The sequence below is a fragment of the Aliiglaciecola sp. 3_MG-2023 genome, assembly GCF_030548205.1.
Taxonomy (GTDB): Bacteria; Pseudomonadota; Gammaproteobacteria; order Enterobacterales; family Alteromonadaceae; genus Aliiglaciecola.
In genome coordinates this window covers 254,336-280,443 of sequence record NZ_JAUORV010000005.1, presented here as the reverse complement: position 1 = coordinate 280,443, position 26,108 = coordinate 254,336, and the positions used below count along the sequence as shown (strand labels likewise).

Here is a 26,108-nt window from a genome sequence, read left to right as displayed (position 1 = left end):
GCTACAGGTGGGACGCCCTGTAGCATGGTCTTTAGGCCATGGGTGTTAGGCCATGGACATTTCTCGGGGCTGAAGCACCCGACTACAGGTGGAATGTCCTGTAGCATGGTCTTTAGGCCATGGGCCTCTCTCAGGGCTGAAGCCACCGACTACAGGTGGGATGCCCTGTAGTATGGTCTTTAGGCCATGGCTGTAGACCATGGACATTTCTCGGGGCTAAAGCCGCCGACTACAGGTGATACGCCCTGTAGCATGGTCTTTAGGCCATGGGCTCTCTCGGAGCTGAAGCCACCGACTACAGGTGGGATGTCCTGTAGCATGGTCTTTAGGCCATGGCCTCTCTCGGGGCGGAAGCCGCGGCTACAGCACTTCGTGGTTATTTTTTAATGTAAAACGCCTCGGGTGGGGTTGCGTTGAGTGTCTCAATTAAGGTTTTTGCGGCATGTTTGGCTACATAACGGGTCTTTTCGTCGGGTTCGTTGTCGCCCACTTCGTAAGTGACACCGTGAACCTGGTAGACATCGGCAAAAAATTGCTTAAACACACCTTTGCCCGGCGATGTCCCAGGTTTGTCAAACACCTTAAATACGCCCGCCGTCTGCTCTTGTAAACTCGACAACCAATTCACCACCATTTCTGTTGGCGCAATATTTTCATCCTGTGGAATGGTGTAAAAAACGTTGTTATGGGTTGAATGGAAGTCCATTCCCATGACAATTTTTCCACCATTGCCAGTAATGGAGTCCAAATACTCTTTCACCGCTTTGGTTTCTGGCTGAGAAAACACATTCCAATCTCGATTTAAATCTTTGTGACCTAAACTATGTCGCCAATGCCCCTCTGCAACGCCATCTGGATTGATGTTGGGCACAACTAACACATTAAAGCGCGATAAAAAATCACGGTTGAATGCGGTGTAAGCAAGAAACTCATCTAAAAAGGCAAACATAGCAACCGCCCCTGTCACTTCTGGAGGATGTTGTCGACCGACAAAGATCACCCACTCTTTATTCTCAGGTTTCTTTAGAGTGAACGCCGACAAAGCGCGACCTGCGGTTGATTTACCAATAACAAAAGGTTCAAAGGAATACGTTTGTGCTGCGCTATCTAACCAATTAGTGTAATCAGAATTTAGTACGGGTCGCTGGGCTGCTACGTATAACGCCTTGCTGCTGATATCTAAGGACAACGACATAGCCTTTGCATTTGTATCAAATGCAATGGGTTGCCAAGACATTTGGTCATCACTCACTTTGGGTAAGTATCTGGGTGCAAAGCCATCAAAAGTCAGCAAGACCTTTATGGTTTTGGCTACCGGTGATTTCACACTAAAATAATACCAAGGGCTGGGGTTAATAGGTTTATCTTCAGGCAAGAACGTCAACACGTATTCGCCATTTTTGTTAAGTTCACAATTATCTAAATTACCTGCCTCAAATTTGGCAGAAAAGCTCACACCTTCAAACTCACAACCAAAGGCAACGGGTGCCGTAAATGCAAGTGCTATCAATAAAAAACGGATCATGATACCTCCATGGAAACATCGCCCACCGAATGTGGGCGATACTAACTAAATCAACGAGATAGAAATTTAGTTTATAGGTTAAAATTTGTGATTTAGGGTGATGTAAGAGTAACGCCCCAACGAAGAATGCAAGTTGCTACTATACCCAAAGGTATTGTCTGCAAATGGAGGAGCTTCATTGGTAATATTGCGCATTCCCACAGTTACTTTAGTCTTACCAGTAAACAGCGCATCTTCGCTAAAGCGATAGCTCAGGTAAGCATCAACCGTAGACCAATCATCCACCACATAAGTGACTAAATCACCCGCCTCATTTGTGTAGGTTAAACTAGTATCCTCTACATCACTAACATAGCGGTATTTAAGTCCAGCTCGCCATTCATCTTTAGAGTAGGCTAACGACAAATTTGTTCGCCATTCTGGACGTTCGTTTTGGCGGATAAGATCACCGTCGCTACCAAACAATGATACCTGCTCTCCTTCATACAACAACGCTTCGTTACCGGCTTCTTGAGCTGCCACAACGAGATCCGTAATTGCATCTGTTCCTTGGGTGAATTTTCGCAAATTAGCTGCATTCAACTTAATTGTGAATTTACCAAGGTCCGTTTCTAAACGATAGGTTGCGCTATAATCTATACCGGAAATTTCTCGGGGCAATAAGTTAGTGTAGTCATTTCGCACATACAAAATTTCGTCGTTTTCGTCGCGCACAACATTTTCATTTTGACTACCTTGGCTGCGCAGTAGTGCATCATAAAGAATTTGAATACGACTATCTAAAATACCCACGGTGTTCTCTTGTTTGATGCGCCACCAGTCAACCGTCAAGGTAAGTTCTTTGGTTGGCGTCAACACGACCCCAAATGAATAGTTTTCACTTTCTTCCGGGCTTAGGGTATCGCTACCGTTACGTAGCTCTAAAGTTCCTCGACTCGTTTGAGTGACAGGATCTGTGCGGGTATTTGAACGGGCCACATTTACTGCCGTGGTCTGCGGCAAACCAGGGGCTTTGAACCCTCCAGAATAGGCACCGCGAACCAAAGCTTTGTCATTCACTGTCCAGGCTAAAGCAACTTTAGGTTTAAACACACTGCCCACATCAGAGAAATTCTCATAGCGCCCAGCCAATTGCATATTTAAGCTTTCAATTAAAGGTTTGTCGGCGATTAAGGGGATAGCCAATTCAGCAAAAGCTGATGATACGTTACGACTACCACTGGCATCGGGTGTTGGGCTACTGCCTAAAATTTGGCTGGCAATTTCGGACGAAGTACCTCCCACCAAATCGCTAAAATATAAGGTACCGTTTAAATCATCAGAACGTTTATCGAAAAAGCTTTCATAGCGAAACTCGATTCCAGCAGCGAACCCCACATCTCCTGCAGGCAGAGAAAACAAGTCGGGACGAGAAATTTTTGCATCAATTGAGGCCAATTCAGTCTCTGATTCACGCTCAACATTGACCGTAAAACTATCGATAACACTTTGCGAAACTGGCGTATCATCAACGGTATTGGGATTGGTAACACTTGCGCCGCTAAACACGTTGTAGGCAGTACTTTCATCAGTACTATTGATGGCTTGCTGGAACAAAGTAGTGTTTATACGATTGGCTTTATCTAAGGTATTGGCTTTTGAATAAAGTACACCAGTATCATAATCCCATTCGCCGAAATAACCACGGCTACCCACTAATAAACGATAACTATAATCATCCACCTCTATATTGCGCGGGCCAGTATCAATGGGACGATATCTCCGTAAGGTCACCTCTTCATCAAACGGATTGTAAAAAGCATCTGCTGAGATAGTAAAACGTTGCGCAGTGAGATTACCCGACTGTTCACGTAAGCGTTTTGCTGTTGCAGAGTAATACAGCGCCTCTCCATAAACTTCCATTTGGTCGTTTACTTGATGATTCACTAGGGTGTAAAAGTTTAATCTGTCGACTTCAGAACTAAGGCTGCGCTGGGAATTTGAATCGAACCTGAGATCGCGGGGTGTGGAACCTGATGACGCGCAAACCTCATCGTTGACCACTGCGCTACAATCATCATAAGCGCTCGGTTCTAAGTGAAAGGTACCTAGGCTGTCTGAAGAAAACTCGCCCCAAGGGGTAACCGTAGAGCGGTTGTCTAACTGAGTATCTCCAATGAACTCGCTAGGAACTTCATTGAATTCACGTAAATCTGAACTTGCTGCATAGTCTCTTTCGCTCGCCATCACCATATCACGATGATAATAGCCACCACTGATGGTTAGATGAGTCTTATCATCATTGAACAGCCAACCACCTGCACCAGATAGATTAACTTGGTCTCGGCTCGTCCCCTGACTGTTTCCATACTGAGCTTGAATTTCACCGCCAGTGTAATTGTCATCCAATACATAGTTCACCACACCAGAAATGGCATCGGTGCCGTAAATTGCAGCCGCACCGTCGCGCAAAACCTCTACGCGTTTAATGCCTTTAACCGGTAGAGTATTCGAGTTAACTGTAGTCACAGGAACTAAATTTTCTGCTTGTGTTCCTGGGTGCAGCACTAAACGACGCCCGTTTAACAATGTAAGTGTATAGCCGGTACCTATTCCACGTAAATTTACTGACGAAACATCGCCACGAGCATCATTTACACCGCCTACGACGCGCTCGCTGGTAAAGTTCACCGCACCTTGCTGAGGTAGCTCAGCTAATATTTCAGCACCACTACTTATACCCAAGCCATCAATGTCTTCTGCAGACATGGTGGTTACCGGCAGTGCCCCTGTGTCTTCCATACCTCTGATGTTGGAGCCAGTCACTTGAATTCTTTCAACGCTAGATTCACTCGCAGTCTCGTTTGTAACAATTGGCGATGGGCTATCGTCTTGCTGATTATTTGTGGGGCTTTGAATGGGCGTAATAATATAGGTTCTTTGCGAGGTTTGTTTAAAAGTAAAACCTGTTCCCTCTAACAAAGTAGCAAGGGCTTGTTGCACATCCATGCTGCCTTCGAGCTTAGGTGCAAGCTGCTCTTTGATTCGCTCATCTGAAAAAAGAATCTGAATTTCGCTATGCTGTGCTAGTGACAACAGTGCATTATCAAGGGTGGTAGATTGAATCGATAAATTATCGACCTGTTGAGCGTTTACACTACCATTAAATGACAGTGCGACGCATAAAGCTATTGTACTTATTGTTGTTTTTGGCAACTTCATGGCTGCTCCTTTGATTTTTAGTGTGTGCTCATAAAGTTAATACGCAGGCAAAAACAAAACCCTCCGTTATTTTTTCAATAAAATAATACGGTCAGTGTCAATTTGCGCTTCTATGGGCAGTGTTGCCTCGAGTGCGGTTAAAATGGCATCGCCATCTGACAACTTAAACACGCCACTAATGCGCAAATGTGCCAACTTATCGTCTATCTCTATTTTCTTAGTTCTGTATCGATTAAAGCTAGCGATAACCTTTTCCAACCGTTCATCATCAAAGCGCAAATAGCCAGTACGCCAACTCTGCGCCTTCTCTACTGTCACCTCGTTTTTCTTGGCGATGATGGCATTGGAATTATTAAAGGACGCAATTGCTCCAGCTTCTAAAAATACCCCTTCGCTTTTTTCGACTTGCTGATTGGAGCCGCTCTTAGCACTTTCTTCAACGGCCACAATGCCTTCTGCAACGGCAATATCAAAACCCGATTGAGATAGCTTAATGTTGAACTTGGTACCTACCACGCGCACTGTTTTTGTGCCGGTATGAATGAGAAACGGGCGAGAAGGATCTTTGGCAATATCGAAAAAAGCTTCCCCTGTTTGCAACCAAAGTTCTCGGTAATTGTCGTTAAATTCAACATTAATTTGAGTGTTGGTGTTTAAACTAATTGTCGAGCCATCGGGCAATCCCACACTACTGATCTCACCAATAGCCGTGCGATAAGTGCTTGGCAGTTGGGGTTGCACAGAAGTGTCTATGCTGGTGGTGTTGAAAAACAGCATAAAACTAAACATAAAGACAAGAATAGATGCCGCTAAGTAGCGCAGGTGATAGAAACGCTTTTCTAATTTTTGTCGCCAGCCCACATGGGGTGACAACTCTGCAGACATATCCCACAGTGACAAGGCTTGATCAAAAGCCTGCTGATGGAATTCATTTTCCTCACACCAACAGATAATTCGTTCTTCTTCCTTGGCGGTTAATTCCCCCGAATACAGACGAACCACGAATTCACTCGCTTGCTTATTGATTGCCTTTTGATGACTTAAAGCAGTAGTCATTAATTTTGTACCTTATTTCGAATAGCGGTGAGGGCAGCAGATATGTATTTTTCAACCGTGCTGACAGAAACCCCCAATATATCGCTTATTTCTCGGTAAGCTTTTCCTTCGACACGACAAAGTACAAATGCAGTTTTATGCACCGGATTTATGTTGTTTAGTACTTTCTCAATGTCAGATAACTTTTCTGCAATATTTGCTTGTTCTTCTGGTTCATTTGCCTTTGAAGAGTAATGGGTATCAGAAAAGGATTCGTGCTCTTCTTGGGCTCGTACTTTAGCGCGCCTTTCCCTATCTATAATTAGGTTAGTGACCACTTTGAAAAGAAAACTGCGAAAGGTGTCTTGCCGCTCTTCTGTTTTAGCTGCAAGTCCATCGAGTGAAAATAGCTTAGTGTACATTTCTTGAAGAATATCTTCTGTTTCCGAAGAATTCGCTCTTGCGCGAATACGAATAAAGCGTCGAAGTGCCGCTTCATGTTCATAGGTCAGCTCATACAATACGTCATTATCTTTAGCTGACTGAGCTATTGCAGACTGTGTATTTATATAAACAACTTTCACACTATTTATTCTTTTTCATCCCAAGATTATTATTAATACGCAGTAGCGTAAAAATCCCTCCATTTTTTTTGAAATTAATCAATATGGGTTTAACCCGTAGCATGGTCTTTAGGCCATGGATGTTAGGCCATGGGCCTCTCTCGGGCAAACCTCGGGGCATTCCTCGGGGCTAAAGCCACCGACTACAGGTGGAACGTCCTGTAGCATGGTCTTTAGGCCATGGATATTAGGCCATGGGCCTCTCTCGGGCATTCCTCGGGGCTAAAGCCACCGACTACAGATAGAGCGTCTTGTAGCATGGTCTTTAGGCCATGGGGATTTGGCCATGGATGTTAGGCCATGGGCCTCTCTCGGGCAAACCTCGGGGCGTTCCTCGGGGCTAAAGCCACCGACTACAGATAGAGCGTCTTGTAGCATGGTCTTTAGGCCATGCATGTTAGGCCATGGGCTCTCTCGGGCAAACCTCGGGGCTGAAGCCACCAACTACAGGTGGAATGTCCTGTAGCATGGTCTTTAGGCCATGGATGTTAGGCCATGGGCCTCTCGGGCATTCCTTGGGGCTCTCTCGGGGCTGAAGCCACCGACTACATTGCGTTTAACATGGTTTCGGCGTCACTTACTTCAAAGGTGCCGGGTTCTTCTTTGTTGAAAATTTTAACCACGCCATTTTCCACTAACATACTGTACCGGCACGAACGTACGCCACCGAATGTCCCTGTGTCGATATTCATACCAATTGCGCTGGTAAAATTACCGTCGCCATCGGCTAACATTAGGATTTCATCGGCATTTTGTTGTTTTCCCCAGGCATCCATGACAAAGGCATCGTTTACCGATAAACAAATGATTGTATCGACTCCTTTAGCTTTGAATTTATCGCTCAAAGCTACGTAACCCGGCAAATGAGCTTGTGAGCACGTTGGAGTAAAGGCGCCGGGTACGGCAAACATCACCACCTTTTTATCTTCAAAAAGATCACTGGTTGTAAATGTTTTCATTTTGCCATCAATTTTTGCGGTGGTTTCTGCTTCTGGTAACTTGCTTCCAGTACTAATCATAACGATCTCCAATTAATTTTAAATTTGGGTAAAATAAACATCAAAGCGAAGCTTTTTACCTTTAATAGACATATTTGGTTCTTTTTTTTGTAAAAAAGGAGCTGATTCAGGCCTCTTTACTACAACTCTCTGTTTTGCCAACTCTAAAGCTGGCCCTAATAAATCATCTGCATCTTCGTCCGCTCCCAACAAAGTTTGAAACAAACGCATTTCCTTTTTCACTAACGCAGATTTCTTGCGGTGGGGAAACATAGGGTCTAAATACACCACATCGGGCGGTATTTCTTGCCAATTGGCTAGAAGGTTGACGGCCGAATCATGAAAAAGTGCCATTCGCTGAGGTAGCCAATCTTGTAGTAGAGGATTGGTTTTAGCACGTCGTAACCCATCACTGAGTAAAGCAGCCACGTCGGTTGATCGTTCAATCATATCAACATGACATCCAAAACTTGCGAGTATAAACGCATCTCGCCCTAACCCTGCTGTAGCGTCTAACACGCGCGGAAAAACATTACCTTTAATGCCCACCGCCTTGGCAATCGACTCTTTACGCACACTGGTTTGCTGTCGTCGAAATGTTAAAACGTCTGACGCAAAATCGACGAATACAGCGCCAAGCTTGGGTTCATCCAATTGTTTAAGGGCTAAATGGTGCTCATCTAACACTAACGCTAAGCCTTTACTTTGTTGATTATCAACTTCCATTCCCCATTGTGTTTGCCAAGCAAGGGCGTGCTCCTGTAATAATGGATTTTCCGGTTCAGTTAATAGTAGCTTAAGCATGGCCATATCGCTCTTTATGTCCTAACCAACGGTTGATGATGGCTTGAGATTTTGACGGATAATGTTCCCACATGTGGGCTGCGATGCTTTGTACTTCTGGTATGAGTTCGGCATCTCGAATCAAGTCTGCTATTCGCAGGTCGGCTAATCCAGTTTGTTTGGTTCCTAAAAGCTCACCCGGCCCACGAATTTCAAGATCTTGCTGAGCGATATAAAAACCATCGTGAGACTCGCGCAGAACACGCAGGCGTTTACTGGCGGTTTTAGACAGTGGGCTTTGGTACATTAAAACACAGTGACTTTCTACTGAGCCTCGTCCCACCCGTCCGCGCAACTGATGCAATTGTGCCAAGCCTAGGCGCTCTGGATTTTCAATGATCATCAAGCTCGCATTCGGCACATCCACACCCACTTCAATAACGGTAGTCGCAACTAATAAGTCTAGTTCACCGAGCTTAAATTGCTCCATAATCTGTTGTTTTTCCTGAGACTTCAAGCGACCATGCACTAGCCCCACCTTTAGCTCCGGTAATGCGGTGTTCAGTGCAATGGCGGTGTCTTCTGCGGCTTGGCATTGCAACACTTCTGACTCATCAATTAGGGTACACACCCAGTAGGTCTGACGCTTTTGATTAATAGCCGCATTACGCACTCTTTCAATCACTTCCCCTCTACGTGTATCGGGCAATACCACAGTGGTAATGGGTGTACGACCTGGTGGTAACTCATCGATTATCGATGTATCAAGGTCTGCGTAAGCGGTCATTGCTAAGGTACGAGGAATGGGCGTTGCAGTCATAATCAATTGATGAGGAAATGCCCCCTGCTGCTCGCCTTTTTCCCTTAACGCTAAACGTTGGTGCACGCCGAATCTATGTTGTTCGTCAACGATAACTAAAGCCAACTTATGGTATTCCACCGCCTCTTGAAACACCGCATGAGTGCCCACTAACATATCAATCTGGCCAGATTTCAATTCATTTAAAACGGTTTCTCTGGCTTTGCCCTTTAATTTTCCAGCCAACCACCCAATTTTTATGTTTAAAGGTGACAGCCAGCCATTAAAATTATTAGCATGTTGCTCAGCAAGCAGTTCGGTGGGCAACATCATTACCACTTGAAAACCAGCTCCGATAGCCGACAACGCGGTCAATGCCGCTACTAGGGTTTTACCTGAACCTACATCTCCTTGTACTAAGCGCATCATTGGGGAGTCTTGTTGCATGTCATGCTGAATTTCGGCCACCACGCGAGATTGCGCATTGGTAGGCGAAAAGGGCAAGCTGGCCAAAAATTGTTTGATTAACCCTTTAGATACCGGGATTGGAAAAGTTTGTTGGCGCTTACTTTGCTGTCGAACCTTTAACACACTTAAATGGTGAGCGAGTAACTCTTCTATAATCAAGCGTTGTTGAGCTGGATGTTTACCTTCCTCTAATAAGCTCAAAGCAACATCTGGCGGCGGTCGATGAACTAAGCTCAGAGCATCAGCTAGGCTAACTTGGGATCCATAAAGATTATCAGGGAGCAGTTCCGCCAAGCCACCTTGTTTTAATTTAGCTAAGGCTTGCTCACTCAGATTACGCAATGTGATTTGTTTTACACCTTCAGTGGTGGGATACACTGGAGTGAGAGACTCTTCTAACTCACTTACGGAATCTTCCCGTTTTACCCGATATTCTGGGTGCATCATCTCAAGACCAAATTTTCCCGCTCGCACTTCGCCAAACGCGCGAATGGTAGTGCCTTTTTCCAGACTATTTTTTTGCGCTGCCGAAAAATGGAAAAAACGTAAAGTGAGAGTGCCAGTATTATCGCTGACGCGAACCACTAACATGCGTTTTCGGCCAAATTGCACGTCGCAAGACATTACCTGAGCTTCAATACTGGTATGTAAAAACGGCTGCAAATCACCAATGGGATAAATGCGAGTACGATCTTCGTAACGATGGGGTAAATGGAACAACATGTCCTGAATGGTAACTAACCCAATTTTTTCCAGCTTTTCAGCTACTTTGCTACCAACACCTTTTAATTCGGTTAATTTTGTTATTGCCAGAGATTGCATCTGAGCCTTTTTATTCAGAACCTAACAATCTGTTATTTTGCCTTACGTTCAGCAGAATACAACTATCTTAAAGGGAAAATAATAAAACCACCCTAAAAGCCAGCGAAAACCCGTAGCATGGTCTTTAGGCCGTGGGGGTTTAGGCCATCGGGGATTTCATGGAACGGCACGAGGTGACACAACACATCCTCGGGGCTGAAGCCACCGACTACAGGTGGAATGTCCTGTAGCATGGTCTTTAGGCCGTGGGGGTTTAGGCCATCGGGGATTTCATGGAATGGCACGAGGTGACAAAGCACCTCCTCGGGGCTGAAGCCGCCGACTACAGGTGGGATGTCCTGTAGCATGGTCTTTAGGCCATGGGGAGGTTAGGCCATGGGGAGGTTAGGCCATGAGGGATTAGGCCATCGGGGATTTCATGGAACGGTATGAGGTGACACAACACCTTCTCGGGGCTGAAGCCGCCGACTACAGGTGGGATGTCCTGTAGCATGGTCTTTAGGCCATGGGCTCTCTCGGGGCTAAAGCCGCCGACTACAGGCGTTTTCTACCGATAAAAGCAACCATTATAATTTTTGCTAAAACTCTAAATCAGCTATACGAATAGGCTGTATTACTGCATAGTGAGTTTAGAAATTAGAAAATGTGAATTGATATGAACTTAGAAACCATTTCCTCCCATGTTGAGCAGTTGTGGCTCGTTATTCTTAGTGCATTAACGACCCCAAACACCTACGCTCAGATAGCTGTCGTAATCACGGTTTATGTATTGGCATTCTGGCTAGCCCTTAAAATCCGCAACGCTGTTGGCCTTACCCATCACGAGCCCGATGTAAGTGCTCACCCCATGCGTAAACTCGCCTATCGGGTAGGATATTTGGTTTATCCGTTAATTGCCCTTGTGACCTTAAAAATCATAATAGAGAGCGGAGAAAGCGGCGGTTTTTCTACCTGGCTTTTAGACACCGCATTAACCATAGCTGTGCTACTTTTTTACTATTCGATGATTCGTGTGTTTGTGGTCAATACCGTTGCGGCGAAACTTTTCAAATGGGTGGGTTTACCCATATTGCTACTGCATTTGTTTGGTATGCTTGATGTGGTTATTTCGTCCCTTGAAGATATTTCCCTTAATTTAGGTAACGTCAATATTACTGCTTACGGTGTCGTAAGAGTGCTTATTTTCGGCTCAGTGCTTTTTTGGCTAGGTCGCGCTTCTAATAGCTTTGGTAAAGATATCATTCGCAAACAAGAATCCATCGATATTCGAACCAGAGAAGTGTTTTCTAAGCTCTTTGAAGTGGCTGTTTTTTGTATTATTGCGTTATTACTCTTGAATGTAATGGGCATCAACCTAACTGCACTTGCCGTATTCGGTGGCGCTGTGGGTGTAGGGCTTGGGTTGGGTTTGCAATCCATCGCCTCGAACTTTATCTCGGGTATTATTATCTTATTAGATCGCTCTTTAACCGTTGGCGATTTTGTAGAAATGGACGATGGCAGCAAAGGATTTGTGCGAGAATTTAGAATGCGTTATACGGTGTTAGAAACATATGATGGTAAAGACATACTCGTACCTAATGAAAAGTTCATATCTAATTTAATTGTTAACTGGACCCATAAAGATCCTAAACAGCGTTACCGAGTTGATTTTTCAGTGCCTTATGCCACAGACATACGTTCAATGGTGGAATTTATAAAAGTTGCGGTTGCTGAACACCCATCGGTTATAAGTGGTTCAGATGTGCCGTTTGAAGAACGACCAGATTGCGAAATCGACAGCTTCGGCGACTCAGGGGTGAATATGTTTGTGGAGTTTTGGATGGAAGGCATTGATGATGGTAAAAACCGTGTTGGCGGTGATTTAATGTTAATTATATTCGAAACACTCAGAGAAAACGGTATCGAAATTCCCTTCCCTCAACGAGAAGTTCGGATTCTGAATGAAGAGCTACTGAAAGGTCAAAACCCAAGTTAGTTATCCAGAGTCGAAATCGAGTATTTGATTTCGACTCTTTATTTTATTGAGAAAATACGATAGTAAGTCTTTACAAACTCAATTTAGCAGCTTGTAGAAGAAGCTCAGCTGAAGGTCTTACTTTAAAATTAGGATTAACGTAGTTAAATTTAATTAAGCCAGATTTATCAGTAATAAATACCGAAGGGGCTGGCAATACTGCGCGGTCACTGCCAGCTTCTGCGGTTAATTCTATGTTTTTCTTAGCTTTGTAATTCGCTTTTGTTTCCATGGGGACGTAAAAGCCAATGCCAAAACCTTTAATGGCTTGCAAACTCTCATCTGATAGTAATTGCACCGCAAATTCGGTTTCCAACTTTTGCTCTTGTAATCGGGCTGGCGACTCTGGAGATATAGCTAATATTTGATAGCCTAAATCAATTAGCGGCTGCTCAATATCTTTTAATTCTGCCAATTGACGGCTGCAATAAGGGCACCAGCCACCGCGGTAAAATAAAATTATCGTTGGTTTTTGCATAACCATTGCCTGCAAGCTCACCGGTGCTCCGGTTGCAGTCCGCAGTGTCGCACTGGGAATAGTTTGCCCATTCAATAAAGGGGTAACATCTTCTGGTGATTCAGCAATGACCGAGCGATCTAACGCAAATAGCTGTGCCGAAAACAGGGTTAGAAAAACACCAACAATTTGAAGGGATCGCATACAAGTGTTCCTTATAAGGTGGATGATAAAGATAACAATGTAGCACGGCATTTAGAACATGGGAAAGGTTGTTTCTCGGGGCTAAAGCCACCGACTACAGGGGCTTTGTAGCATGGTCTTTAGGCCATGAATGTAGGCCATGGGGCCTTCTCGGGACCTTCTCGGGGCTAAAGCCGCCGACTACAAGCGCTATGTAGGATGGTCTTTAGGCCATGAATGTTAGGCCATGGGGCTTTCTCGGGACCTTCTCGGGGCTGAAGCCACCGACTACAGGGGCTTTGTAGCATGGTCTTTAGGCCATGGGTGTTAGGCCATGGGGCCTTCTCGGGGCTGAAGCACCCGACTACAGGTGCCTGTAGCATGGTCTTTAGGCCATGGATGTTAGGCCATGGGGCCTTCTCGGGGCTTTCTCGGGGCTGAAGCCACCGACTACAGGGGCTTTGTAGCATGGTCTTTAGGCCATGAATGTAGGCCATGGGGCCTTCTCGGGACCTTCTCGGGGCTAAAGCCGCCGACTACAAGCGCTTTGTAGGATGGTCTTTAGGCCATGAATGTTAGGCCATGGGGCTTTCTCGGGGCCTTCTCGGGGCTAAAGCCACCGGCTACAGGGGCTTTGTAGCATGGTCTTTAGATCATGGATGTTAGGCCATGGGGCCTTCTCGGGGCTGAAGCCGCCGACTACAGGTGGTTGGGTTCGAATTTATGTGGCGGTTTTGAATTGGAGGGCTTGCCACCAATCGTCGGCGGCGACTATGCTTCCTTGTTCATCGATATAAGGATATGGCAGATTCTTTTCATCACAAAGTCTTCTGAACTCGGGATAACCTCGTTCGAATAGCATTTTTTGACAATCTGACTCTTCAAGATGCTGTGTATCGTACATTCCTGCTATTTGTCGTTGCCGCTGAGCTTCATATAATACAAGGGCTGCAGCCACACTAACGTTTAACGATTGCACCATACCTACCATGGGGATCACAATTTCTTGATCGGCTAATTCGATGGCTTGTTGGGTTGCTCCATGCTTTTCTTGGCCTAAAATTATCGCTGTTGGCTTAGTATAATCGACGTCTCGAAAATCCACTGCCTCATCAGACAAATGGGTGACCAATACCTGCATTTGTTGTTCTTTTAAATGACTCACCGCCTCACCGATGCTTTGATGGGTTTCCATGTACACCCAATTTTGGCTGCCCATGGCGGTGCCACCGCGTAATTCTTTGGTTTCATCATCCCATACCGCGTGGACTTTATGGATACCAACGGCATCGCAACTTCTTACCACAGCAGACACATTGTGGGGCTTATGCACTTGCTCCAAACAAACGGTTAAATTTGTTTGTCGCTTAGATAAAACATCCCGAATTTTTTGATAACGTTCTGGTGACACTGACACTTAAAAACCTCAATTTGAAAGCTGAGCTTTCTAAAGCACTATCACTCAGGCAATTCCATTACGCCGTCAATTTCGATTTGTGAACCTTTTGGTAACTCTTTCACACCAATTGCTGCGCGTGCTGGATAAGGTTTCTTGAAGTATTGGCTCATCACTTCGTTAACTGTGGCAAAAGTAGATAAATCCGTCAAAAAGATGTTCACTTTTACCAGATCGTTGGTGGTGCCACCAGCGGCTTCGCAGACAGCTGTAACATTCTCAAACACCTGAATTGCCTGAGCTTTAAAATCTTCTGAAACCATTTCCATAGTTTCTGGAACCAATGGGATTTGACCCGATAGATACACGGTTGTTCCTGATTTTACCGCTTGACTGTAAGTACCAATAGCTTGCGGGGCCCGGTCAGTGTGAATTACGGACTTTGACATAATTTTTTACCTTAGTTGTGTCGAATTTTACTATGACGAGAGACTTTTTGTACTTCCGGCATGGAGCGAATTTTGCGCATGACTTTGGCCAGATGTACGCGATTTTTGGTGGTTAATTCAATATCAATGTAATAAACATTGCTTTCTTTTTCTTCTGTTTGCAAACCAATAATATTGGAATCACAAGATGCAACGGCATTGGTTAAGGTTGCTAACGTACCTTGATGATTAATAAGCTCAATTCTCACTGAGGCTTTAAATTCACCTTGGGCTTCGCTGTCCCATTGCATGGGTAACACACGTTGCGGTTCTTCTTTACTTAACTTGCGAATATTGCTGCAGCCCACTTGATGGATAACCATGCCTCGCCCCGGGCTAAGAATGGCAATGATTTCATCATCGGGAATTGGGTAGCAACACTTAGGATAGGTGACTAATAAACCTTCTGTCCCACGAATAGCAACATTACGACCTTTTTCCGGTAACACTTCTGTTTCACCTAACAGGCGTCGAGCTACAATTGCACTAAGCTCATTCCCTAAACCTATTTCTGATAGTAATTCATCAAAGGAATTGTGCTTGGTTTCGGCCACTACACGATCTCTATCTTCTTGAGGTATATCGTCTAGCCTTCTTGCCCCTAAAGCATGTCGTAGTAAACGATTCCCCATGCTAATGGCTTCTTCTGACTGCTGACGCTTAAGATAATGACGTATATTGGAACGCGCTCGGGCGCTAACCACGAAATTCAGCCAGTTGGCATTAGGTTTTGCCCTTGGTGAAGTAATAATTTCCACTAACTGACCATTTTGCAAGGGTTTATTCAGTGAGTAGTTACGTCGCTCCACTCTCACTCCCACACAGGAATTGCCCACGTCTGTATGCACAGCGTAGGCAAAATCGACGGGAGTGGCCCCCATAGGCAATTCGATAATACGACCGTCTGGAGTAAATACATAAATTTCATCCGGAAACAGATCGGTTTTAACGTTTTCAATGAATTCGAATGATGAACTAGCGCTTTGCTGCAATTCTAGTAAAGATTGCATCCATTTACGCGCGCGGACCTGAGCCGTTGTTCCCTGCTGTGTTTCACCATCATCTTTGTAGATCCAATGGGCTGCCACACCTTTGTCTGCCATTTGATCCATTTCATTAGTACGGATTTGAATTTCCACAGGGATCCCGTGCGGTCCGATTAAAGAAGTATGTAATGACTGATAACCGTTGGTACGGGGAATAGCGACATAGTCTTTGAACCGCCCTTCAATGGGTTTGTATAAACCGTGCATTGCCCCCAAGCCTCGGTAGCAATTGTCTACTGAACTAACGATTACCCGAAACGCATAAATATCCATGACTTCATTGAACAACAACTCTTTATTCTTCATTTTCCGATAGATGGAATACAAATGTTTTTCGCGGCCAACCACTTGCGCTTCAAGGCCATGGGCTTGCAAACGGGTTTCAACTTCATTGCGGGTATTTTCAATGATCTCTTTGCGATTACCACGAGCTTGTTTCACCGCTGCCGATAGGGCCCGATGACGCATGGGATACATTGCTTGAAAACCTAAGTCTTCTAATTCATTTTTAATATCGTGGATACCGAGACGATGGGCAATGGGAGCATAAATTTCGAGGGTTTCTCTGGCTATTCTGCGACGCTTGTCCGGTCGCAATGAGCCTAAAGTACGCATATTATGGGTTCGGTCAGCAAGTTTAATCAGGATAACTCGAATATCCTGCACCATGGCCATCATCATTTTGCGGAAATTTTCGGCTTGGGCTTCTTGCTTGGTACTAAACTGAATTTTATCCAGTTTAGAAACACCTTCAACTAAATCTCCCACCGTTTCACCAAATGCTTCGACTAAATCTTCTTTGGAGTAATGGGTGTCTTCAATCACATCATGTAGCAATGCAGATTTGATGGTTTCTTCATCAAGGTGCATATCGGCGAGAATCCCGGCTACCGCGACGGGGTGAGTAATGTACGGATCGCCACTGGAGCGCATTTGTCCTTCATGTGCATCTTTAGCCAAAACAAAGGCAGCCTCAATCCCCTCAACGGTGCTTAGAGGTAGATAATCACTTAGTTTGTTTTTCAGGCCTTCGAATAAATACACTTAACACATGCTTTTAGTTAACTTGGTAGTTAAGAATACGAGGAATTTGTAAGATTGTCAGCCAATAAGTTCATCCTGAACTCAGATGAGTTCAGGATTGACTCAATTTTACTCAGACAGGATGTTCGCAACTGACGAAAACTCTGCTTCATCGTGCTCTTGCTGGTCACGAATTGCTTCAGCAGCAATGGTTGATGCATCAACAAAACCTTCTTCAATTTCACGAAGAGAGACTACTGTAGGTTTGTCATTTCCCATAGGTACATGGGGTTCTTTGCCTTCAATAGCAATCTGACGTGCGCGCTTAGCAGCAACCAATACTAAATCAAAACGATTGCCAATTTTATCTACGGCATCTTCTACTGTTACACGAGCCATATATTTCTCCGAGGTGGTCGATATGTCTAAAGGTGTTCAAAAAAAGGTCGAGTAGTTTACGTTTTTATCGACCTAAAAGAAAGATCTTTCACGATCATTAACTAGTTTATTTTCCCAATAAATTGGCAAATAAGCTAGCATGACGGACGACCTGCTTCTCTTTTCTAAGTCTGCGAGCACTTACTATCGAATCTAGCTCCTTCAAAGCGGACTCAAAATCATCATTCACCACGATAAAGTCAAATTCATGGTAGTGGGAAATTTCTGACTCGGCTTCTTTCATTCGTTGTTGAATCACTTCTTCTGAGTCTTGATTGCGTTGGGTTAACCGTCGAAAGAGTTCATCCCGTGAAGGCGGAGCGACAAAAATGGTCGCAGTGTCAGGAATTTGCGCTTTAACCTGGCGCGCCCCTTGCCAATCAATATCTAAGAAAATATCAGTGCCCTGCTTGAGTGTTTCTTCTATCACCACGCGAGAGGTTCCATAGTAGTTTCCAAATACCTCTGCCCATTCGAAAAACACTTGTTGCTCAATGTTTTTTTCGAACTCCTCTCTGCTTACGAAATGATAATGCTGACCATCTACCTCTCCGGGCCTAGGGCTGCGGGTAGTATGAGAAACAGAAACCTGCATTTTGTTACTGTGCATGGTCGACTCACTGTGCCTTTCGATTAGCGCATTTATGAGACTAGATTTACCTGCTCCTGAAGGAGCGGCCAAAATAAATAAGTTACCGGGTGCTTTTGCCATAAATTTTTATAAAATAACTGTCGCGAAATTTTTGCAATGTTAACATATTCTGACTTTTTACCTAACTAGCGAATCACAAAATGAATGACAGCCAGTATCACCAACTTGTAGATGACATGTTTATCCAACTGGAAGAAGCGCTAGACGCGTGCGAAGTGGATATCGATTATGAATCGGCAGAAGGCATATTAACCCTCGAGTTTTTAAATAAAACCAAGATAATTTTAAACAAACAAGCACCTTTGCACCAACTTTGGGTGGCAACCAAATTTAATGGTCATCATTTCAATTATGAAGATGGCCTGTGGATTGATGAGCGCACTGGTGTTGAGTTTTGGTCATTTATTGATGAAGCAGCCAGCAAACAAGCAGAACAAAACGTAAAATTATCCTAAAAGAAGATCAAAGGAAGTAGCTACATGAATGAGCAGATATTGCCCTACGTAGAAGTGAATCCGAAGAAGCCACACGATGCAGTTGTTATTTGGATGCATGGTTTAGGGGATTCAGGTAATGGCTTCGCCCCCATAGTACCTGAGCTGAAATTACCTGAAAGTATGGCGGTTCGTTTTGTTTTCCCCCACGCACCTGTGAGACCGGTAACCATAAATAATGGCATGCCAATGCGAGCTTGGTACGACATCAAAACCATGGATTTTAATAATCGTGCCGATGTGGAAGGAGTATTAGACTCAGCCTCCAAAGTAGCAAAACTGATTGACGCGGAGAAAGCCAAGGGCATACCCGCGAATCGGATAGTATTGGCAGGCTTTTCACAAGGCGGGGTAATCGCCCTTCACTTAGGCACCCGTTATCCAGAAAAGCTGGCAGGTATTATGGCTCTTTCAACCTATATGTCTGAACCAGACAAGTTTGCTGAGCAAGTTCATGAGGCCAATAGAGACACAGCTGTACTGTGTGCCCATGGACAGCAAGATGAAGTGGTTCCGATGTTTTTAGGCCATGCCGCCTTCAAAGTCTTAGAAGATCTGGGTTATCCGGTAAAATGGAAAGAGTACCCAATGCAGCACAATGTTTGCCCACAGGAAATTAAAGACGTTTCAGAATGGTTGCAGGAACGTTTGGGGTAAAGCCAAACTGCTGCCAGCATAACTTACACTTGTCAGCGATGAATTATCGCGCTATATGTTAAAAAGAAAGTGAATTGAGACAAAGCGAAACCTCAACAGCTGCTTAAGTTGTTGCAGTTACCGAGCTAACCTCAGGCTTTGCTAGTTCACTTTCGTAAAGCGGCAGAAAAACGCAGGCGATAAAAAGGACTGCCATTCAATGGGGAAAACCGGCTTAAGAATACATTTCGCGTATTCCTAGTTGGCGTGTAAATTCATTGATTTTTCAACGTCTGTCAATTATGGAGGCCGGTAGCCCCTAAAAAATACCAGCAAAAACTAAGTTTATCGTCACATAGAGTAATACGTTGGCTTAAAAACAATAAAAAGATAGCTTCGCCTTGGTGTGCGTAAATTTAATTAATGAAATAGCACCGCTGGCGAACAAAAACCTTGGATTATTTTCCAATGCCTTTAGCGACTGCAGATCTAATTTTTACGTAGGCTAAGAAACAGAGCTTTAAATTTGGTTCTACAAATGGATATCGACTCCACTTTCAACCATATCGATGTTAAGGCAGTAATATGAGTAATAGCTTACCGGATATCACCGACCAAAAACGAGGTCGATATCAAAACATTGGTCTTATTGCTGGGCCTGCGTTGTTCGTTTTAATGATGCTTTTGGGCACCAATCAAACTGCCATGGACCCCACTGCATGGCGTGTTGCAGCGGTAGGCATATGGATGGCAACTTGGTGGGCCACAGAAGCCATTCCCGTTCCTGCTACGGCTTTTTTACCTATAGTCACCTTTCCATTTCTAGGCATTAGTTCCTTAGCAGACGCTACATCTGATTATGCAAACCCGATTATTTATCTTTTTATGGGGGCGTTTATATTAGCCCTTGCGGTCGAGCGCTGGGACTTACACAAACGCATAGCCCTAGTAATTTTGTCTTACACCGGTACAGATGGAAACAATCTGATTGGCGGTTTTATGGTTGTGGCGGCATTGCTATCAATGTGGATGACAAATACATCTACTACCATGATGTTGATGCCGATTGCATTATCCGTTACCCGTGTTATTGCAGAGCACAATCCTCATCTGAGTAAACAGCAAACCAAAACTTTTCAGATCGCCATGTTATTGGGTTTAGCCTACGCGGCCACCATTGGCGGCCTTGCCACTTTAGTCGGTACACCCCCTAACGCTTTGTTAGCTGCATTTTTAAGTGAAAATTACGATATCAAACTGACGTTTGCCAGTTGGATGGCCCTTGGCGTGCCAGTAACACTCATTATGTTGCCACTAGCTTGGTGGTCGTTAACAAGGGTGAGTTTTAAAATTGATATACCTAAAAACCCAGAGGTGCAACTTCACCTAAACGAACTTAGAAAAAACCTAGGACCTATGAGCGGTGCTGAAAAACGGGTTGCCATTGTGTTTGCCACCGTAGTGCTCCTTTGGATGATTAGACGCCCAATTTCCGCGCTATTTGGTATCGATTTTTTAACCGATACTGGCATAGTAATGACGGCAGCTCTGCTATTATTTTTGTTACCCAGTGGTGATAAAAAGCAATTGCAAATCATGACTTGGGAGGACGTAAGTAGATTACCTTGGGGGGTACTTATTTTATTTGGCGGTGGTTTAAGTCTAGCCGCTGCGGTATCTTCTTCTGGGCTTGCCAGCTGGTTAGGCAGTAGTTTGATGCCTTTAGGAGCATTAGGTGTATTTACCCTAGTCGTGGCAGCCACCGCTTTAGTTATATTTTTAACAGAGCTCACCAGTAATGTTGCAACTGCAGCGACTTTTTTGCCGGTCGTTGCTGCCGTTGCTTTAGAGCTAGGTGTATCGCCATTATTACTATGTATACCTATTACACTAGCGGCAAGTTGCGCGTTTATGCTGCCCGTAGCGACTCCTCCTAATGCCATTGTTTTTGCCTCAGGTGTTATCACTATTCCACAAATGGTACGAGCAGGGGTGATGCTAAATATTGTCGGTTTAGTTTTACTGAGTGTCGTGTCTATTTGGTTAGCACCTTTAATATTTCTCTGACACGTAGAATAAGTAAGTATTCACTTTACCACTTTTATCACTATCGTATTGAACGTAAAATCTAGTTCTTTACTTACCACTTTGAGGAGGTATTTGTAACCACCTAGGCCTTGCTAGTCCCTTTAATTTAAGCCGTGATAAATTTGTGATGAAATTTTTGGTCCGTTTCACCGGTTCTGTAAATAACCTTAACGAACTTTCCAAACGGATCTAACATGAATTATTTAAAAGTACTTATATTTGCCATAACTAGCCTATTTATAACCACTGCCAAAGCATCTGATCCCATCGAGACAGGCTTTTTCAATAACCACGCTATTTATGGTTACGATACTGTCGCGTACTTCACTCAAAACAAACCGGTAAAAGGTAACAAACAAATTACCTACGATTGGCGAGGAGCCCAATGGCACTTTTCCACTGAAGAACATAAAGCAATGTTTGTCGCGAACCCTGAGAAATATGCGCCACAGTACGGTGGATATTGTGCTTACGCGATGGCGGATGGCAACTTAGTAGGTATAGATGAGAATGCTTTTACCATTGTAGGGGAAAAACTGTATTTGAATTACAGCATCAGCGTGATGGAGAAATGGCTGGAAAACAGAGATGAATATATCCGAAAAGCCGACGAACAATACCCATTAGTGGTGGAGTTTTAGACTTTTTTCGTTGCTATTGATGTAGATCATCCTGGTTATCAGGTTTTTTACAACTCTGCTGTACCAATCCGGACCACAAAACCTTAAAATGGAATGAAAAGGTTAACCGGATTGTTTATGACTCGCTCAGTAATAAAAATTGCTACCCGTAAAAGCGCCCTTGCTCTTTGGCAGGCTGAATTTGTGAAAGCTGAATTAGAAAAGGCGCACCCTCACATTGCAATTGAATTGGTGCCAATGACAACCAAAGGCGATGTGATTCTCGATACACCACTGGCCAAAGTAGGCGGAAAAGGACTATTCATCAAGGAATTGGAAGTGGCAATGCAAAAAGGCGAAGCCGATATTGCAGTACATTCCATGAAAGATGTCCCAGTGGAGTTTCCCGAAGGCTTTGGGTTACACGCCATTTGCCAACGGGAAAATCCATTAGATGCCTTTGTATCCAATAAATACGAAGACATTGTTTCCCTACCAAAAGGCGCCGTTGTGGGCACTTCAAGTTTACGTCGACAAGTACAAATCAAAGCTTATCGCCCAGATATTCAAGTAAAAGATCTCCGTGGCAACGTAAATACTCGTTTAGCGAAGCTTGATGATGGTCAATACGACGCAATTATTTTAGCCTCTGCTGGTTTAATTCGTTTAGGCATGGCTGACCGCATACGACAAGAAATTAGCAGCAGGGTCTCGTTACCGGCTGTGGGTCAAGGAGCCGTTGGGATTGAATGCCGTACTGAAGACGCAGAATTAGTCGCACTATTACAACCCTTAAATGATCCTGGTACTGCAACCCGTGTTGTAGCTGAACGCGCTTTGAACGCTAAGCTACAAGGTGGCTGTCAGGTACCCATTGGCAGTTTCTGCGAAATCGTCGACAATCAACTACACTTGCGTGGGTTGGTCGGCTCTATTTCCGGCAAACAAATAATTATGGCAGATCAGTACGGCGATATTTCGGAGCCTGAACAACTGGGCAACGCTGTTGCTGAAAAATTGTTAGAACAAGGCGCGCAAGACTATTTAGCTGAAGCATACGTGTAATATCGATGTCTGTTTTATTGCTGCGACCGAAAGAGAAGTTCCAAAAAAGTACTGAGTATTTACAACGCCATGGCATTAAAACCATAGGTTTAGGGCTGATTGAAATCGACATCAACCACCACAATTTACAACAATTTGCACAGTCAATTTTAGCTTTAGATGACGAGCAAATTGCTCGCACTAAGTGTATATTCGTTAGCACACACGCGGCTGAGATCGTAATTAATGGGGTCCAAAAGTGGCCCTCTGAACTTCAGGTTTTTGCTGTGGGTCCAAGTACCGGCGAGAGCTTAACCCAGTTAACGAAACAGGTTATTGTGCCTGATATGGCAAATTCAGAAGGCTTGTTGTCATTGCCACAATTGCAAGCGTTATCAAATCAAAAGGTATTTCTTGTGAAAGGCGTGGGCGGGCGTAAAATATTACCCACTGAACTACAAAGTCGCGGTGCAATAGTAGAGCATATTAATCTTTATAGTCGTTTGCCCTGTATAGATTATTCGCAAACAGAAGCTTGGCAGCCACAAGAGATTCAATGTATTGTGGCCACAAGTGGCGAAATTATCCAGGCAGCATGGGACAAGTTTGACCGAACGTGGTTAAAATCTACACCTTGGATAATGGTTAGTCAGCGTCTTGCCGATTATGCAGCTAAACTTGGTATACAGCAGGTATATCTGAGTGCTGGTGCAAGAGATGAGCAACTCAAAGACGCAATCAATCAATTTTTGGAGCGCTAGAATGACGGAAAAAGACAAAATCACTGCACTCGAAGAGGAAATGAAAGCCTTGGAAATCGAGAACGCATCCTATGTCGAAGATAAAGCCCCCGCAAAGGCCAAAGCCAAATCAGACAAAAAGCCTGACGTAAAAAGCCAGAGCAACTCAGAACAAAAAACTGAAAAGCCGCCATATACGCCCAAACCTAAATCCGCCCCCAAAAAGGAACAAGCCTCTAAAGGTAAAGCCAAAACAGGATTTTTATGGTTTATTACACTAATCAATTTACTTTGTTTAGTGGCGTTAGCTGCCGCTGGGTATTGGTTTTGGCAACAGTGGAATAACACCCTCAATACCGAAAACGCAGCCTTAACAACACAAAGTGAAAGCATTTCCGAACAAGGTCGCAGTATTGATCAACTGAGTCGACAATTACTTGAACAACAAAGAACACTCTCTGAATCTATTCAAAAACAGAACGATTTAGTCAACCAGGCCTTAACCCAAGCACAGTCCAATAGTAAAAACCTAGCCGAAGTGTCTGGACGTCGTCCTGCAGACTGGTTATTGGCAGAAGCGGATTATTTAGTCCGTATGGCCGGTCGTAAACTATGGTTAGAAAACGACGTGCGTACTGCAGTAGCTATGTTGCAAGCAGCGGATAGTCGGCTACAAGATTTAGCAGATCCTTCTTTATTGCCCGTCAGACAATTCATTGCCAGCGATATTCAAAATCTTCAACAAATCAATCAGGTTTCTTTGACTTCTATCGCACTGTCGTTATCAGGCATGGTGCAACAGGTTAATAACCTACCTTTGTCTCTACCAGAAGTGGAAGTGAAAGGCTTTGAGCCAGAAGAACTCACGGGCATGGCCAGAGTGTGGGCCTACATTGAAAGCAATTTTAAATACCAAGCCAATGAAGGCCCTGTTGAACCGTTGTTATCTCAACAGCAACAATGGTTAGCCAAAGAGCAGTTACGGTTTGCCTTAATGCAAGCACAAACCGCCATAATGAAAGAGCAAGACACCTTGTTTAAACAAAGTTTGCAACGGGCGATAGGATTAATCGTTCAACATTATGATCTCGAAGCCACCGAAGTAGCTGGTATGTTGGATGCGTTACGTAATTTGGAAGAAACCGAAGTAGCACGTAAATATCCCCAACAACTTGATGCGGCAAAACCACTGCAAGATATATTAGAAGACCGAATGAGCAACGCTTTCTCAAACGGGAAGTTTGAACTATGAAAAAAATCTTACTGCTGTTAATTATTATTGGGCTGATTATTGTCGGCTTATATGCAGGCCCTGGATTAATCAATTACCAAGGGTATTTTTTGATTGCCCTTGAAAGTGGAACTTACCAAGTTTCAATTTTTGGTTTTGTGGTCTTGGTTGTAACCCTATTTTTTGCCACCTGGCTAACCATCATTCTAATTAAAAAGCTGATAGATATCCTAGCCGGCTCGCAAGATTGGTTGTTCGGTTTTAGTAGCAGACGCAAGCAAAAAGCGTTTACCAATGGTTTAATCTTTTTAGCTGAAGGTAATTATTTGGATGCTAAAAAGTCCTTGAGCAAAATACGCAATGAAGATTTTGATGGGATTAACTTATTAGCTTTAGCCGAGGTAGAAGCGCAACTTAATAACAAGTCCGAAGCACGTGATTTATGGTTTGAAGCCGCCGAAAAAGACAAAACGAACTTAGCCGCGAATTTATGCCTGATCCGTGATCTAGTCATCGAAAATCAAGGTGAGCAAGCACTTACATACATAAATGAAGCACCGGAAAAGGTCCAACGTGAGCCAAATATTATTAAATTGTGGGCGCGAGCGTTAGAGCAAACGGGTAAGTTTTCGGTATTGAAAGAGCACGTTAAAAAGTGGAAAAAGCCACTTGGAGAAGAATACGACTATTGGTTGTTGAAAGCCTCAAAAGGTGAGTTTGCGGAAATCGCCAGTAAAGAAGGCGCGATTAAACTGAAGGAAAAGTGGCAATCTTTGCCCAGAGGAGTTCGTAAAGAATCTGGTCAGGTTGCAGCTTATGCACAGCAATTAATTGACCAAGAAATGTATGAAGAGGCGCAAACGGTTTTAGTAAACAGTCAAAAAAGTGGGCCCATCCCTGTTCTGTATAATTTGTATCGGCAGCTTAAAAACACCCAAACAAATGGTGCAGTTAAACAACTTGAAGGTTGGCTGAAGAAAGACGATTCTAATGTAGATTTGCTCTCTACCCTTGGTCAACTTGCGTACAATTCCGATGACTTTATGCTTGCTGAAAAGGCACTTTCAAAAGCAATTAAAATTGCACACGAACGTCGAGACGTGCTTCTTTTAGCGCAAATTAAGGAAGCTCAAAAAGATAACATTCATGCGTTAGAACTCTATAAACAAACTGTTTTTAACCCAGAATAACGCTGGTAGCTTTTCCTTCATAATGTTTATATATCGATCACTACAATAATTAACAATCCTCTTTGATTCAATTATTGTAGTGATTAATACATTATTTACTTTCCTGCAATT

22 protein-coding genes are annotated in these 26,108 nt (G+C 43.9%); 9 read left to right on the top strand and 13 right to left on the bottom strand.

Going from position 1 to position 26,108, the window contains the following annotated elements:
* Nucleotides 1-376 precede the first annotated feature (376 nt).
* From Q4574_RS07855 to recG, 7 genes are all read right to left on the bottom strand, one after another.
* Entirely contained in the window at nucleotides 377-1,525 is a 1,149-nt protein-coding gene (locus Q4574_RS07855; protein ID WP_303473267.1) for a M14 family metallopeptidase, read from the bottom strand.
* Nucleotides 1,526-1,603: 78 nt separating this feature from the next.
* Nucleotides 1,604-4,726: a TonB-dependent receptor gene (locus Q4574_RS07850; RefSeq protein ID WP_303473265.1), complete on the bottom strand. Its 3,123-nt coding sequence runs from the start codon at nucleotides 4,724-4,726 to the stop codon at nucleotides 1,604-1,606.
* Between the two features lie 66 nt (nucleotides 4,727-4,792).
* Complete coding sequence (locus tag Q4574_RS07845; RefSeq protein ID WP_303473263.1) at nucleotides 4,793-5,782, bottom strand: FecR domain-containing protein; 990 nt, start codon at nucleotides 5,780-5,782, stop codon at nucleotides 4,793-4,795.
* Nucleotides 5,782-6,345: an RNA polymerase sigma factor gene (locus Q4574_RS07840; protein WP_303473262.1), complete on the bottom strand. Its 564-nt coding sequence runs from the start codon at nucleotides 6,343-6,345 to the stop codon at nucleotides 5,782-5,784. Before Q4574_RS07840 ends, Q4574_RS07845 begins: the two co-directional genes overlap by 1 nt.
* A 584-nt stretch (nucleotides 6,346-6,929) precedes the next feature.
* Nucleotides 6,930-7,403 carry a peroxiredoxin gene (locus Q4574_RS07835; RefSeq protein WP_303473260.1) on the bottom strand — a complete coding sequence of 158 codons (474 nt, stop codon included), beginning with the start codon at nucleotides 7,401-7,403 and terminating at the stop codon, nucleotides 6,930-6,932.
* An 18-nt stretch (nucleotides 7,404-7,421) separates the two neighbouring features.
* Nucleotides 7,422-8,186 carry a class I SAM-dependent methyltransferase gene (locus tag Q4574_RS07830; protein ID WP_303473258.1) on the bottom strand — a complete coding sequence of 255 codons (765 nt, stop codon included), beginning with the start codon at nucleotides 8,184-8,186 and terminating at the stop codon, nucleotides 7,422-7,424.
* The gene (gene recG, locus Q4574_RS07825) at nucleotides 8,179-10,254 is read right to left on the bottom strand and encodes an ATP-dependent DNA helicase RecG (RefSeq protein ID WP_303473256.1); all 2,076 of its coding nucleotides are present in this window, start codon (nucleotides 10,252-10,254) and stop codon (nucleotides 8,179-8,181) included. The genes Q4574_RS07830 and recG overlap by 8 nt, the downstream gene beginning before the upstream one ends.
* Before the next feature lie 655 nt (nucleotides 10,255-10,909).
* Here recG and Q4574_RS07820 point away from each other — a divergent pair.
* Nucleotides 10,910-12,232: a mechanosensitive ion channel family protein gene (locus Q4574_RS07820; protein ID WP_303473253.1), complete on the top strand. Its 1,323-nt coding sequence runs from the start codon at nucleotides 10,910-10,912 to the stop codon at nucleotides 12,230-12,232.
* A 70-nt stretch (nucleotides 12,233-12,302) separates the two neighbouring features.
* On the opposite strand, the gene Q4574_RS07815 is transcribed toward Q4574_RS07820, so the two are convergent.
* The 6 genes from Q4574_RS07815 to gmk form a co-directional block, all read right to left on the bottom strand.
* A complete protein-coding gene (locus tag Q4574_RS07815) occupies nucleotides 12,303-12,932 on the bottom strand; it encodes a peroxiredoxin-like family protein (protein ID WP_303473252.1) in 630 nt (209 codons plus the stop codon).
* A 700-nt stretch (nucleotides 12,933-13,632) separates the two neighbouring features.
* Nucleotides 13,633-14,322: a tRNA (guanosine(18)-2'-O)-methyltransferase TrmH gene (trmH, locus tag Q4574_RS07810; protein ID WP_303473382.1), complete on the bottom strand. Its 690-nt coding sequence runs from the start codon at nucleotides 14,320-14,322 to the stop codon at nucleotides 13,633-13,635.
* A gap of 47 nt (nucleotides 14,323-14,369) precedes the next feature.
* Nucleotides 14,370-14,756 (bottom strand): RidA family protein, encoded by a 387-nt coding sequence (locus tag Q4574_RS07805; protein WP_303473250.1) that lies wholly within the window; start codon nucleotides 14,754-14,756, stop codon nucleotides 14,370-14,372.
* Between the two features lie 11 nt (nucleotides 14,757-14,767).
* Complete coding sequence (spoT, locus tag Q4574_RS07800) at nucleotides 14,768-16,885, bottom strand: bifunctional GTP diphosphokinase/guanosine-3',5'-bis pyrophosphate 3'-pyrophosphohydrolase (RefSeq protein ID WP_303473248.1); 2,118 nt, start codon at nucleotides 16,883-16,885, stop codon at nucleotides 14,768-14,770.
* Nucleotides 16,886-16,993: 108 nt separating this feature from the next.
* On the bottom strand, nucleotides 16,994-17,263 hold the full coding sequence (rpoZ, locus tag Q4574_RS07795) for a DNA-directed RNA polymerase subunit omega (protein ID WP_303473246.1): 270 nt from the start codon (nucleotides 17,261-17,263) through the stop codon (nucleotides 16,994-16,996).
* 106 nt (nucleotides 17,264-17,369) lie between these two features.
* Complete coding sequence (gmk, locus tag Q4574_RS07790) at nucleotides 17,370-18,014, bottom strand: guanylate kinase (RefSeq protein WP_303473244.1); 645 nt, start codon at nucleotides 18,012-18,014, stop codon at nucleotides 17,370-17,372.
* Nucleotides 18,015-18,094: 80 nt separating this feature from the next.
* On the opposite strand from gmk, the gene cyaY reads away from it, so the two are divergent.
* The 8 genes from cyaY to Q4574_RS07750 all read left to right on the top strand — a co-directional run bounded on the left by cyaY (nucleotide 18,095) and on the right by Q4574_RS07750 (nucleotide 25,997).
* The gene (cyaY, locus tag Q4574_RS07785; RefSeq protein ID WP_303473242.1) at nucleotides 18,095-18,409 is read left to right on the top strand and encodes an iron donor protein CyaY; all 315 of its coding nucleotides are present in this window, start codon (nucleotides 18,095-18,097) and stop codon (nucleotides 18,407-18,409) included.
* A 24-nt stretch (nucleotides 18,410-18,433) separates the two neighbouring features.
* Nucleotides 18,434-19,105 (top strand): alpha/beta hydrolase, encoded by a 672-nt coding sequence (locus Q4574_RS07780; protein WP_303473240.1) that lies wholly within the window; start codon nucleotides 18,434-18,436, stop codon nucleotides 19,103-19,105.
* A gap of 564 nt (nucleotides 19,106-19,669) precedes the next feature.
* Entirely contained in the window at nucleotides 19,670-21,151 is a 1,482-nt protein-coding gene (locus tag Q4574_RS07775; protein WP_303473239.1) for a DASS family sodium-coupled anion symporter, read from the top strand.
* A 215-nt stretch (nucleotides 21,152-21,366) separates the two neighbouring features.
* Nucleotides 21,367-21,813 (top strand): YHS domain-containing (seleno)protein, encoded by a 447-nt coding sequence (locus Q4574_RS07770; RefSeq protein WP_303473237.1) that lies wholly within the window; start codon nucleotides 21,367-21,369, stop codon nucleotides 21,811-21,813.
* A 117-nt stretch (nucleotides 21,814-21,930) separates the two neighbouring features.
* A complete protein-coding gene (gene hemC, locus Q4574_RS07765; protein WP_303473236.1) occupies nucleotides 21,931-22,857 on the top strand; it encodes a hydroxymethylbilane synthase in 927 nt (308 codons plus the stop codon).
* 5 nt (nucleotides 22,858-22,862) lie between these two features.
* Entirely contained in the window at nucleotides 22,863-23,597 is a 735-nt protein-coding gene (locus Q4574_RS07760; RefSeq protein ID WP_303473234.1) for a uroporphyrinogen-III synthase, read from the top strand.
* Between the two features lies 1 nt (nucleotide 23,598).
* Complete coding sequence (locus Q4574_RS07755; protein ID WP_303473232.1) at nucleotides 23,599-24,828, top strand: uroporphyrinogen-III C-methyltransferase; 1,230 nt, start codon at nucleotides 23,599-23,601, stop codon at nucleotides 24,826-24,828.
* Nucleotides 24,825-25,997 carry a heme biosynthesis HemY N-terminal domain-containing protein gene (locus Q4574_RS07750; protein ID WP_303473231.1) on the top strand — a complete coding sequence of 391 codons (1,173 nt, stop codon included), beginning with the start codon at nucleotides 24,825-24,827 and terminating at the stop codon, nucleotides 25,995-25,997. The genes Q4574_RS07755 and Q4574_RS07750 overlap by 4 nt, the downstream gene beginning before the upstream one ends.
* The last annotated feature ends 111 nt before the right edge of the window (nucleotides 25,998-26,108 follow it).